Below are 12,200 nucleotides of genomic sequence, written 5' to 3'. Positions count from 1 at the left end.
CGCACGCGCCTGACCCCCGGCGCCGTCCGCCGGGGGTCAGGGGTCAGGGGTCAGGGGTGGTGCGGAGGGTCAGCCGCAGGTGCCGGCGGGGCGGGGGCGGGTGGTGAGGGTGGTCCAGCCGGTAGTGCCGTCGAGCCAGACGACCTGGGTGCCGGAGACCGCGGCCGGGGAGACCTGCTCACCGCGGTTGCAGGAGACCCGCTCCTTGCGGGAGCCGTCCGTGGTGAACTGCCAGTTCTTCGGCAGGGTCTCGTTGCGCCAGGTGGTGTCCGGGGTGGTGGCGTTGACGGTGACCGCGGTCTCGGAGACCGTGAGGTCGGAGGCGATCAGCGCGGCCGGCTTGCCCTCGGCGGAGATGTCGTAGGCACCGGTGCCGTCCAGGTTGGCGCGGCGGATGCCGGTCTGGCCCTCGTCGTTGACGTTGGCCTCGGTGAGCCAGAAGACATGGCTGCCGTTGATGCCGGTCTGGCCCAGGGACTCCGGCTCGTCGAGCTGCTCGGTGAGGGTGGCGCGGCCGGTGGAGAGGTCGAGCACCTCCACCCCGAGGCGGTAGGCGCCGGTGGTGGCGTCCGGGTACAGCTTGGCGTAGGCGATCCGGCCGTTCCGGACGGACGGCAGGGCGGTGAGGATCTCCTCGCTGCCGCCGTCGACCGCGGTGGGCCGGGGGTCGCCGGGGCGCAGGTACTGGACGTGCCGGTCGAAGAGGCCGAGGGTCTCGAAGACGACGGTGCCCTTGTCGACGCGGAGGCCGGAGACATCCGAGCTGGTGGAGGAGTAGAGCTTCTTGACGGGGCCGCCGGTCAGGGGACGGGAGAGGATGTCCAGGCCGTCGGGGCCGTACGCGGTCCAGACGACGGTGGTGCCGTCGGTGGCCGGGTTGACGTGGTAGCGCCCGTCGTTGGGGCTGAGCAGCTTGGGCGCGCCGCGGCCGTCGACGCGGCCGGCGTAGACGGAGTACGGCTCGGTGCCGTCGTCGTTGGACTTGGCCGCCGTCCACCAGCCGCCGCCCGCCTGCACGGAGGAGCCGATGGTGTTCAGCCGGCCGAACAGCTCGTCGGAGTCGACGCCGAGGGCCAGCTCCCAGTCGTCGACGATGCCGTGGGCGTTGAAGGAGCGCTTGACGACCGCCAGTTGCTTCGCTGTGGCGCCCACCTCCCTGGCGGCGGCGAGGACGGCGTTGCGGCCGTCGGTGAAGCCGTCCAGCGGGGTGAGGTAGGAGGTGAGGGCCTTGTAGACGATGCGGTCGGCGAGTTCGGCGCCGAGGTCCTGGCGCAGGTCCCACAGCGCGCCGGAGAAGATGGTGGAGTTGAGGTGCACCCCGCCGTTGTCGGTGGAGAAGGTGACACCGAGGAAGTTCCTGGACGTGGTGGCGCCGTCGTTGAGGTCGCGCAGCGCGCAGGCGCGCGGGCCGCCGGTGCGGCACAGGTCCTCGCCGATCAGGCCCGCGTCCGGGTGGTCCATCGGCGTCCCGGAGCGGTCCACGTCGATGGCGTTGCCCAGGTAGTCGGCGATCGCCTCGTTGAGGGCGCCGGACTGGCCCGCGTACACCAGGTTCGCGGTGTTCTCGACCACGCCGTGGGTCATCTCGTGGCCGACCACGTCCAGGTCGGCGGAGAGCGGGCGGTAGGTCTCGTCACCGGAGCCGTACACCATCTTGGTGCCGTCCCAGAAGGCGTTGACATAGGGCATGCCCCAGTCGGTCACGCCCACCAGGGAGTTGACGGCGCCGCCGCGGCCGTCCAGGCCGTCCCGGCCGTGCCGCTGCTTGTAGTAGTCGTAGACCTGCCCGGCCGCCCAGTGGGCGTCCACCGCACCGGACTCGGTGGCGTCCTTGCCGAACTCGGCGGTGGGGGACGAGTACTCCTTGAGCCCGGCCGGCCAGGTGCCCATCACCTCGGCGACGTCCTTGTCCCGGGCGTCCCAGGTGGTGAGCGCGTTCTTGCTGCCGGCCGCCATGCGGGCGTCGTCGGCCAGCAGGAAGCGGCCGTCCGCCGGGCGGACCTCCAGCGGGACACGGGTGCCGTCCAGGCGGGTGCCGGAGCCGGCGGCGGCCGAGGCGGGGGCCGTGCCGGACGCCTTCGGCGCGGGGTCGGCGGCGGTGCGCTCGGGAGCCAGGGTCTTGATGCCGCTGAAGCTGAGCAGCGGGTAGCCGGCCCGGGCGTCCACATAGACCTGCTGGATGACGGGGGCGCCGGTCACCGGGTGGGAGCCGCGCACGGTGACGTGGTACGCGAGGACGCCCTCGCCGCGCGGGACGACGACGAGGCCGGCCGCGTCACCGCGCAGCGGCTGCGGCTCGTCCTTCCTGACCTTCCTGGGCGCGTCGGTGCGGGCCAGCTTGGCGCCGCCGAGCCGCTCCAGGGTGGAGGTGACCGCGCGGCGCACCGCGGTGGACTCGTCCACGGCGGGCTTCACCCCGGCGGTGAGGCCGGTGAAGTACTTGCCGGAGGTGCCGGTGACGACCCGCTTGCCGCCCGCGTTCTCCATCCGGACCACGTACTGGCCGCCGAGCACCGGCACCCCGCGGTGCTTCTGCTGGAGCCGTACGGTCTCCTCGGCGCCCTGCTTGAGGGTCTGCACGGGGGCGAGATCGCGCCCAGGTTCGGCGATCTTGTAGCGGTCCTCCTGGGCGGCGAGGTGGGCCCTGGCCGCGTCCGCCGCGCCGGCCTTGGCGTCCACCGCCTCGCGGATCCCCTCGACCAGGGCGGGCGTCTCGGTCCGCGCCCCCGGGATGACGTCGATGGCCTCGGTGGGCGGCTCCACGTCCGCGGACGGGGTCGCCGCCCCGGCTCCCGGAGCCGCCGTGATCAGCAGGCCCGCGGCGGCCAGCAGCGCCGCCGCCCTGGCCCCCGCCCGTATCGTCCGTGTCCCGCTCGCCGCCGTGTGCGTACTGGGTCTGCGCACAGTTCGTACCCCTCCCACGTGCTGGTCAGCCGTTCAGGTGGTCATGGCCATGCAAGCCGCGCGGTGCACGGGCGGCAACGGTGCGTGAGGGGTGAGAAGTGGACACGCACACTTGTGTGGCTGTGAGGGCGCCGTGAGAATCCCGGTCATGATCCAGGGAGAACTGACCACTCTCGGCCTGGGCCGGACCGAGGAACGCGCCTACGCGGCACTGCTGCGCCATCGGGCGGACGGGGCCGAGGAGTTGGCGCGGCGGCTGGGGCTGCCGCGGCGGCGGCTGGACGCGGCGCTGGACCGGCTCGTACGGCACGGCTTCGCCAGCCCTCCGGACGGGGAGGGCACCGACGGCCTGCCCCGGCCCGCCCAACCGGCCGCCATCCGCTCGCTGATCCACCGCCGCCAGGCCGAACTGCATCTGCGGTCCGCCGAGTTGGAGCGGCTGCGGCTGGCGGCCGAGCGGCTCGAACCACCCCCGGACGCGGGGACGGGCGGGGAGGTGGAGACGGTGAGCGGCCGGGCGGCGGTCGCCGCGTGGACGGCCCGGCTGCTGGCGGGGGCGCGGCGGGAGGTCGCACTGCTGGACCGCGTCCCGTACGCCCTGCGGGACCTGCCGGAGGTGGGGCCGGGGGTGGAGGTACGGGCAGTGCTGGCCGGGCCCCGGCCAGCCGGCGGTTCATCGCCCGACGGCTCGGGGGCCGGTGTGCCCGGTGGCCCCGGACCCCGGCCGGCCGACGGTTTGTCGCCCGACGGCTCCGGGCCCCGGCCGGGCAGCGGCTCGGGGGCGGACGGTGTGTCCGGTGGCCGCAGGCCCCGGCCGGACGACGGCTTCGGGTCCCGGCCGGGCAGCGGCTCGGGGGTGGCCGGTGTGCCCGACGGCTCGGGGGCCGGTGTGCCCGGTGGCTCCAGGCCCCGGTCGGCCACCGGTTCGCCGTCCGACGGCGCTCCGGCCGTTTCGGGGGGCTCCGGCCCGGGGGCCGGTACGCCCGATGGCCCCGGATCCCGGCCGGTCAGCAGCTCGGCGGCCGGTGTGTCCGGTGGCCGCAGGCCCCGGCCGGACGACGGCCGCGGGGCCTCGTTCGCGCTGTTCGGCCCGGGGGTGCGGATGGCGGCCGAGGTGCCGGTGCGGCTGCTGATCGTGGACCGCCGTACCGCCCTGCTGCCCCCGGCCCAGCCGGAGGACCCAGCGGCCGGGGCGCTGCTGGTACGGGACGGTCCGCTCCGGGCGGCGCTGCTCGGGCTGTTCGACACGGCCTGGGAGCGGGCCGCGCCACCGGACCCGGCCCCGGGCGACGGTGCGCTGACCGGCCCGGAGCGGGAGCTGCTGGCCCTGCTGGCGGCGGGGCTGAAGGACGAGGCGATCGCCCGCCGGCTGGGCGTCCATGTGCACACCGCCCGCCGCCGGATCAGCCGTCTGCTGGAGGCCCTGGACGCCCGCACCCGGTTCCAGGCGGGGGCGCGGGCGTCGGTGCGGGGGTGGTTGGAGGCCTAGGGCTACGAGCGGAGGGCGGCGGCCTTGTCGCGGGCCGGGGCCTCCTGGGGCGGGACCGAGGGGCGGGCCTCGTCCCGGGGCGACGGCTGCCGGTCGGCGGGAGCGGACGGCCGGACCAGGGCGAGGACCAGCAGGCCGCCGAGCGCCGCCGCGGCGGCCGAGAGCAGGAAGACCTGGTCCAGGCCGGAGGCGAAGGCCCGGTGGACCAGCTCACGGGCGGCCGGCTGGGCGCTGCCCGGGACGGCGGCCACCAGGTGCTGGGCCTGGCCGCCCGCCAGCGCCGCGGCGGCCTCCTTCGGGTCGGGCACGCTCCCGGCACCGGACAGCACCCGGTCGGCGCGGCCGGTGAAGACGGCGCCCATGACCGCGATGGCCAGGGTCATGCCGAGCTGGCGGAAGGTGTTGACGGCGCCGCCCGCCATCCCGGCCCGGCGCGGCTCCACGGTGGCGGTGGCCGCCGAGACCAGTACGGGGGTGGCCAGGCCCACGCCGATCCCGGTCACCACCAGCCCGGCCACCAGGGAGTCGCGCCCGGCGCCGGCGTCCATCCCGGCCCGGAGCAGCAGCATCCCGGCGGCCACCGCGAGCAGCCCGCCGCCGATCGGCAGCCGGGGGGCCAGCCGCTGGGAGTGCCGCCCGGCCAGGGCGGCCACCAGGAACGAGGCCGCGGCCAGCGGAGTGAGGGCCAGACCGGCGGCGATGGGGCCGAGTCCGAGGACGGACTGGAGCCAGATGGAGACCAGCACCAGGCAGCCGAACGCCCCGCCTTGGAGCAGCAGCGCGCCGCCCATCAGCCCGGCGAAGGACGGCCGCCGCAGCAGCGCCAGGTCGAGCATCGGGGCCCGGCCGCGCCGCTCCGCCCGCAGCTCGACGGCGGTGAAGGCGGCCAGGGCGACGGCGGCGGCCGTGAAGGCGGCCAGCACCTCCGCGGAGGTCCAGCCGGCGTCGCCGCCGCGGATCAGGGCGTAGGTGAGGGAGCCCGCGGCCACGGTGAAGGTGGCCGCACCGGCCACGTCCACCCGGGGGCGGGCGGTGGGCCCGGCCGGGACCGGCGCGGCCGGGATGACGCGCAGGGTCAGCACGATGGCGGCGGCCGCGATCGGCAGGTTGACCAGGAAGATCGACGGCCAGCCGAAGCGCTCGGTGAGCAGCCCGCCGAGCAGCGGCCCGGCGGCGGCAGCGGCCCCGTTGGCGGCGCCCCACACACCGAACGCGGTGCCCCGGTCACGGCCCTGGTAGGAGCCGACCAGCAGGGCGGCGGAGGTGGCGAACATGGCGGCACCGCCGGCGCCCTGCACCACCCGGGCGGCGACCAGCAGCTCCACGCTGGGCGCCAGTCCGCAGGCCAGCGAGGCGACGGCGAAGACGCCGAGCCCGTAGAGGTAGAGCCGGCGGTGGCCGAAGCGGTCGGCCAGCGAGCCGGAGGCCAGCAGCAGGGCGGCGAGCGCCAGCGCGTATCCGTCGATCACCCACTGGAGGGCGGAGAACGAGGCGTCCAGTTCGGCGGAGACGGCCGGGAGGGCCACGTTCACGATGGTGACGTCCACCAGCAGGATGAAGGCGCCCAGGCAGACGGCCACCAGGGGCCACCACTTGCGCATGTCGAGGGTCTCCGTTCGATCGGTGCGAGCGGGGCCGGCGGCGGTTCCGGCCCCGTCCGCGAGTCTGGGCGGAGAGCACGGCCGCCCCGCAGTCAAGGGGCGGGCGGTGCGCGAAATCGACAATGATGGACCCCATGGCGACGTATCTCGACATCGAGGAGACCCCTCGGCCCGATCTGGCCGAAGCGGACCGGGCGCTGGCCCAGGCGCTCCAGCTCAACGGACGGGCCTCCTTCCGGGAGCTGGGGCAGGTGCTGGGCGTCTCCGACCAGACGGTGGCCCGGCAGCTGACCCGGCTGCGCTCCGCCGGGACGCTGCGGCTGCTCGGGCTGACCGATCCGCTCCGGCTCGGTGAGACGCCCTGGTTCGTCCGGGTGCGCTGCACCCCGGACGCGGCCGACTCCATCGGCCGGGCGCTGGCCCGCCGTACCGACACCACCTGGGTGAACCTGATGGCGGGCGGCACCGAGATCAGCTGCTCGGTGCGCACCCCGGACTCCGGCCGGGGCGACGCCCTGCTGCTCCAGCGGCTGCCGCACACCCCGCGGGTGGTGGATGTGACCGCGCACTGCCTGCTGCACATCTTCTTCGGCCAGAACCTCAGCACGATCACCAAGACCGGTCCGCTCCGGCCCGAGCAGGCGGCCGCGCTGGCCCCGGCGCCCCATCGGCAGCCGGGCGGGGACGCCGGTCCGGCCGATGCCGTGCGGCTGGACCAGGGCGACCGGCTGATGCTGGACCTGCTGGCCCGGGACGGCCGGGCCCCGACCGGTGAACTCGCCCGGGCCACCGGCTGGTCGCCGTCGACCGTGCGCCGCCGGATGGCCGAGCTGGTGGCCGAGGGCGTCCTGTACTTCGACATCGACTACCACCCGGACGTGCTGCACCGCTCGTTCCGGGCCGCGCTCTGGCTGGAGGTCGATCCGGCCCAACTGGCCGCCGCGGGCGCGGCCCTGGCCGGCCACCCGGAGATCTCCTTCGCCGCGGCGGTCACCGGGGCGGCCAATCTGTACGCCGCCGTGGACGTGGCCAGCGTGCAGGTGTTCTACCGCTATGTCACCGAGTCGGTGGCGGCGCTGCCCGGGCTGCGGCACACCGTCACCACCCCGATCCACCGCACCCTCAAGGGCGCCGGGCCCTACCGCTGAGCCGGCACCGGGCGGGGACGCGGGAAGGCCCCGCCGTACCCGCGCCACTCGGACGGGGTACGGCGGGGTCACCGGTTTACCTTGCAGGTCAGGCGGCCACCGGCACCTCCGGCGACGCGTTCCCGGCTCCGGCCGTCGCCGGGGCGAGGGCCAGCTCCAGCACCTGGCGGACGTCGGTGACCGGGTGGACCTCCAGCCTGTCCAGGATCTCGGCCGGGACGTCGTCCAGGTCGGCCTCGTTCCGCTTGGGGATCACCACGGTGGTGATCCCCGCGCGGTGCGCGGCGAGCAGCTTCTGCTTCACCCCGCCGATCGGCAGCACCCGCCCGGTCAGGGACACCTCCCCGGTCATCGCCACATCGGTGCGCACCAGCCGCCCGGACAGCAGCGAGGCGAGCGCGGTGGTCATGGTGACGCCCGCGCTGGGGCCGTCCTTGGGCACCGCCCCGGCCGGGAAGTGGATGTGCACGCCCCGGTCCTTCAGCCCGGTGACCGGGAGTTCCAGTTCGGCGCCGTGCGAGCGGAGGAAGCTCAGCGCGATCTGCGCGGACTCCTTCATCACCTCGCCGAGCTGGCCGGTGAGGGTCAGCCCCGCCGCCCCGGTCTCCGGGTCGGCCAGCGAGGCCTCCACGAAGAGGACGTCGCCGCCGGCGCCGGTGACCGCGAGGCCGGTGGCCACCCCGGGCACGGCGGTGCGGCGCTCGGCCGGGTCCTGGGCGGACTCCGGTACGTGGTGGGGGCGCCCCACCAGTCCGCGCAGGTCGCCGTCGGTGACGGTGAACGGCAGCTCCCGCTCGCCCAGTTCGCTCTGCGCGGCGATCTTGCGCAACAGCCGGGCGAGGGAGCGCTCCAGGTTCCGTACGCCGGCCTCGCGGGTGTACTCCCCGGCCAGCTTGCGCAGCGCGCCCTCGTCCAGGACCACCTCGCCGTCGGCCAGTCCGGCCCGCTCCAGCTGGCGCGGCAGCAGGTGGTCGCGGGCGATGACCACCTTCTCGTCCTCGGTGTAGCCGTCCAGCCGGACCAGCTCCATCCGGTCGAGCAGCGCCTCGGGGATGGCCTCCAGGACGTTGGCGGTGGCCAGGAACACCACGTCGCTGAGGTCGAGTTCAACCTCCAGGTAGTGGTCGCGGAAGGTGTGGTTCTGGGCCGGGTCGAGCACTTCGAGCAGGGCGGCCGCCGGGTCGCCGCGGAAGTCGGAGCCGACCTTGTCGATCTCGTCCAGCAGCACCACCGGGTTCATCGAGCCGGCCTCCTTGACGGCCCGCACGATCCGGCCGGGCAGCGCGCCGACGTAGGTGCGCCGGTGGCCGCGGATCTCCGCCTCGTCCCGTACGCCGCCGAGCGCGACCCGGACGAACTCGCGGCCCATGGCGTGCGCCACCGACTGCCCGAGGGAGGTCTTGCCGACCCCGGGCGGGCCGACCAGCGCGAGGACCGCGCCGCCGCGCCGTCCGCCGACCACCCCGAGGCCCCGGTCGGCCCGCCGCTTGCGGACGGCCAGGTACTCGGTGATCCGCTCCTTCACGTCGTCCAGACCGGCGTGCTCGGCGTCCAGTACGGCGCGGGCGCCGCGGATGTCGTAGCGGTCCTCGGAGCGCTCGTTCCACGGCAGCTCCAGGACGGTGTCCAGCCAGGTGCGGATCCAGGAGCCCTCCGGGGACTGGTCGCTGGACCGCTCCAGCTTCTCGACCTCCTTGAGCGCGGCCTCGCGGACCTTCTCCGGCAGGTCGGCGGCCTCGACGCGGGCCCGGTAGTCGTCGCTCTCCTCGCCCTCGCCGCCCTCGCCGTCGAGCTCGCGCAGCTCCTTGCGTACGGCGTCGAGCTGGCGGCGCAGCAGGAACTCGCGCTGCTGCTTGTCGACGCCCTCCTGGACGTCCTTGGCGATGGACTCGGCCACGTCCTGCTCGGCCAGGTGCTCGCGCAGCTGCTCGGTGGCGAGCCGCAGCCGGGCGACCGGGTCCTCGGTCTCCAGCAGGGCGATCTTCTGCTCGACGGTGAGGAACGGGGAGTAGCCGGAGTTGTCGGCGAGCGCGGAGACCCCGTCGATCTGCTGGACGCGGTCCACCACCTGCCAGGCACCGCGCTTGCGCAGCCAGCTGGTGGCCAGGGCCTTGTACTCCTTGACCAGCTCGGCCACCGCGCCCGGTACCTCGGACACGGTCTCCTCGATCCGGGTGCCCTCCACCCACAGCGCGGCGCCCGGCCCGGTGGTCCCGGCGCCGATCCGCACCCGGTCGCGGCCGCGGACGAGCGCCCCGGGGTCGCCGTCGGAGAGCCGGCCCACCTGTTCGACGGTGCCGAGCACGCCGGTGGCGGCGTAGGAACCCTCGATCCGCGGCACCATCAGCACCCGCGGCTTGCCTCCGGCCGGCCCGTCGGTGCGGGCGGCGGCCTGCGCGGCCTCCACGGCGGCTCGTACATCGGGATCGGTCAGGTCCAGCGGCACCACCATCCCGGGCAGCACGACCTCGTCGTCGAGCGGCAGCACGGGCAGGGTGACGGCGGTGGCGTCCGCCCAGGACTCGTTGGCCATGATCTCCCCTTCGGCAGTCAAGTTGAGCCCAGCAAGCTCAATTCATATGTACGGGATCAATGCATGGCGGGCCCGGGATGTTCCCGGATCCTCCCCGGGCGGTGTTCGCTCTGAGCGATCAAGGACTTCCCGCACGGTGGCGAGGCGCCTTCGGACCGCCTGCGCGGCGAGCGCCGCCCCTCCCCTGGGGTGACAGTGGGGAGAAGGGCCGCACTCGACCCCGGGAGCCCTCATGGATCCTGCTGCCGCCGCCCCGGGTGGGGCGCGTACGGAACGGCCGGTGCGGCACGGCGCGGTGCTGTCGGTGACCTGCCTGGCGCTCGCCACCGTCGTCGCGGCCATGGCCTCGCTGAACGTGGCGCTGCCGGACATCGCGCGGGAGACCCACGCCGGCCAGACGGACCTGTCCTGGATCATCGCCGCCTACAGCCTGGTCTTCGCCTCGCTGCTGCTGTTCGCCGGGACGCTGGGCGACCGGTTCGGCCGCCGCCGAGCCCTGCTGGGCGGGCTCACCCTGTTCGCCGCGGCCTCGCTGGCGGCGACCTTCACCACCCACCCCGGGGCGCTGATCGCCCTGCGCGCGGTCATGGGGCTGGCCGCCGCGTTCGTCATGCCGGCCACCCTGTCGACCATCACCAGCACCTTCCCCCGGGAGCAGCGGGCGCGGGCGGTGAGCGTCTGGGCGGCCGTCGCGGGCGCCGGCGCGGTGATCGGGCTGCTGGCCGCCGGGGCGGCGCTGGAGGCCTGGTCCTGGCGGTCGGTGTTCTGGCTCAACGTGGTGCTGGCCGGTATCGCGCTGGCCGGCACCCTCGCCGTGGTGCCGGAGTCGGCCGAACCGGGCCGGCGCCGGATCGACCTGGTCGGGGCGGCCCTCACGGTGGCCGGTCTCGGTGCCCTCGTCTACTCCGTCATCGAGGCCCCCGACCACGGCTGGGGCGCCCCGCGCACCCTGGCCGGCATCGGGATCGGCCTGGTCGTGCTGGCCGGCTTCGTCGTCTGGGAGCTGCGCCGGGCGGACCCGCTGCTCGACCCGCGGCTGTTCCGGCACCCGCACCTCTCCGCCGGGGCGCTCTCGGTGGCCCTGGAGTTCTTCGGCTTCTTCGGCTTCACCTTCGTGCTGATGCAGTACCTCCAGCTGGTGCGCGGCGACAGCGCCCTGGTGGCGGCGGTGAGCGTGCTGCCGATGGCCGCGGTGATGATCCCCAGCACCCGCCTCTCCCCCGTGCTGACCGCCCGCTACGGCGCCCGCGGCCCCTGGGTCCTCGGGCTGCTGGCGGTCGCCGCGGGCCTGGCGGTCCTCGCCCTGCTCGACGCGGACAGCGCCTACGGGCACCTGCCGGCCGGGCTGCTGCCGCTCGGCGTGGGGATGGGGCTGGCGATGACCCCGGCCACCGCCGCCATCACCGACACCCTCCCGGCCCGGCTGCAGAACGTGGGCTCCGCCGTCAACGACCTCTCCCGAGAGCTGGGCAGCGCCCTGGGCATCGCCGTACTGAGCAGCGTGCTGGCCTCCACGTACCGCACCGATCTGGTCGTCTCCGGGCTGCCCGCCCCGGTGGCCGCGACCGCGCGCTCCTCGCTGGCCGCCGCCTACGCGCTCGGCGACCCGGCGCTGATCGCCCGCGCCCGGGACGCGTTCGTCTCCGGAATGCGGCTGGCCCTGCTCACCGGTGCCGCGGCCGCGGTGCTCGCCGCCCTCGCCGTGGCCTTCCTGCTGCGCCACCGCGCCGGGAAGGCCGGACGGGCCGAGGGCACCGGGCCCGGACGGCCTCTCTCGCGCTGACGCGGCACCGCCACGGTCGCGGCCGCCGCCATGGCCGCGGTCGCGGTCGCCGGGCCCCGTACCGCCGCCCGTCCCGGCACCGTCCGCCGCGGTGCCGCCCGGCGGACCAGCGGGCGGCAGGCCAGGCCCACCAGCAGCGCCAGCGGGTGGCCCCAGGCGGTGAGCGGGTCGGTGTACGCCACCAGGTCCTGGGCGAGCAGCACCGCCACCCAGCCGAGCACCAGCACCCGGGCCAGCGGGCCGAGCAGCCCGGCCAGGGCGCCCAGCACGGCGAGCAGGCCGAAGCCCACCCCGTAGTCCAACCGGTGCAGCGAGCTGCTGTGCAGGTGCCCGGCGAGTACGGAGAGCCCGACCGGGATCTCGGTGGCCAGCGTCGCCACCACATGCCCCAGCACGAAGACGGCGGCCGTCCGCCAGGCGCCGATCCGCCGCTCCAGCGCGGTGAGCACGGCGACCAGCCCCACGGCGTACGGCGAGAACGGCCCGCCCGGCAGCCGCGGCACGCCGGCGAGCAGCACCCGCACCGGCGTACGGGCCAGTTGGGCGGCGTCCGGACCGGAGGCCTGGAGCAGCCGGCCGACGGTGCCGGCCTCGCCGTACCGGGCGAACAGCGAGCTGAGCACCAGGACCAGCAGACAGCCGAAGGTGAACGGCGTCCCGGTCGGCGTCGGCAGCAGCCGGACCACCCGGCGCGGCCCGGCAGCCATCCGCGCCAGGGGCGCGTGGCCCGTACCGGGAGGCG

At 75.5% G+C, this 12,200-nt stretch carries 6 protein-coding genes and 1 pseudogene; 3 read left to right on the top strand and 4 right to left on the bottom strand.

Annotation, left to right across the window (positions count from 1 at the left end):
• Nucleotides 1-69 precede the first annotated feature (69 nt).
• Nucleotides 70-2,904, bottom strand: a complete 2,835-nt coding sequence (locus M1O15_RS08385; RefSeq protein ID WP_372499399.1) for a M4 family metallopeptidase — start codon at nucleotides 2,902-2,904, stop codon at nucleotides 70-72.
• A gap of 148 nt (nucleotides 2,905-3,052) precedes the next feature.
• Between M1O15_RS08385 and M1O15_RS08380 the strand changes: the two genes are divergently transcribed.
• Nucleotides 3,053-4,393: a helix-turn-helix domain-containing protein gene (locus M1O15_RS08380; RefSeq protein WP_248632633.1), complete on the top strand. Its 1,341-nt coding sequence runs from the start codon at nucleotides 3,053-3,055 to the stop codon at nucleotides 4,391-4,393.
• Between the two features lie 2 nt (nucleotides 4,394-4,395).
• On the opposite strand, the gene M1O15_RS08375 is transcribed toward M1O15_RS08380, so the two are convergent.
• On the bottom strand, nucleotides 4,396-5,994 hold the full coding sequence (locus tag M1O15_RS08375) for an MFS transporter (protein WP_248632632.1): 1,599 nt from the start codon (nucleotides 5,992-5,994) through the stop codon (nucleotides 4,396-4,398).
• 134 nt (nucleotides 5,995-6,128) lie between these two features.
• Between M1O15_RS08375 and M1O15_RS08370 the strand changes: the two genes are divergently transcribed.
• Complete coding sequence (locus M1O15_RS08370) at nucleotides 6,129-7,142, top strand: Lrp/AsnC family transcriptional regulator (RefSeq protein WP_248632631.1); 1,014 nt, start codon at nucleotides 6,129-6,131, stop codon at nucleotides 7,140-7,142.
• 88 nt (nucleotides 7,143-7,230) lie between these two features.
• Here the strand turns inward: M1O15_RS08370 and lon are convergent, their stop codons facing one another.
• Complete coding sequence (lon, locus tag M1O15_RS08365; RefSeq protein WP_248632630.1) at nucleotides 7,231-9,675, bottom strand: endopeptidase La; 2,445 nt, start codon at nucleotides 9,673-9,675, stop codon at nucleotides 7,231-7,233.
• Between the two features lie 232 nt (nucleotides 9,676-9,907).
• On the opposite strand from lon, the pseudogene M1O15_RS08360 reads away from it, so the two are divergent.
• Nucleotides 9,908-11,098 (top strand): annotated as a pseudogene (locus M1O15_RS08360) (MFS transporter); the annotation flags it as partial.
• Nucleotides 11,099-11,265: 167 nt separating this feature from the next.
• On the opposite strand, the gene M1O15_RS31625 reads toward M1O15_RS08360, so the two are convergent.
• Nucleotides 11,266-12,165: a rhomboid-like protein gene (locus tag M1O15_RS31625; RefSeq protein ID WP_308282255.1), complete on the bottom strand. Its 900-nt coding sequence runs from the start codon at nucleotides 12,163-12,165 to the stop codon at nucleotides 11,266-11,268.
• Nucleotides 12,166-12,200 lie beyond the last annotated feature (35 nt).

Source organism: Streptomyces lichenis, from assembly GCF_023218175.1.
In the GTDB taxonomy this organism is placed as follows: domain Bacteria; phylum Actinomycetota; class Actinomycetes; order Streptomycetales; family Streptomycetaceae; genus Streptomyces; species Streptomyces lichenis.
Note: the sequence above shows the minus strand (reverse complement) of the source record. Positions and strands in the feature narration are given on the sequence as shown.

What these genes read in the sequence shown, in the direction of transcription:
- M1O15_RS08380 (WP_248632633.1), top strand. Translation starts at nt 3,053, where the DNA reads ATGATCCAGGGAGAACTGACCACTCTCGGCCTGGGCCGGACCGAGGAA.
- M1O15_RS08375 (WP_248632632.1), bottom strand. Translation starts at nt 5,994, where the DNA reads ATGCGCAAGTGGTGGCCCCTGGTGGCCGTCTGCCTGGGCGCCTTCATC.
- M1O15_RS08370 (WP_248632631.1), top strand. Translation starts at nt 6,129, where the DNA reads ATGGCGACGTATCTCGACATCGAGGAGACCCCTCGGCCCGATCTGGCC.
- lon (WP_248632630.1), bottom strand. Translation starts at nt 9,675, where the DNA reads ATGGCCAACGAGTCCTGGGCGGACGCCACCGCCGTCACCCTGCCCGTG.
- M1O15_RS31625 (WP_308282255.1), bottom strand. Translation starts at nt 12,165, where the DNA reads ATGGCTGCCGGGCCGCGCCGGGTGGTCCGGCTGCTGCCGACGCCGACC.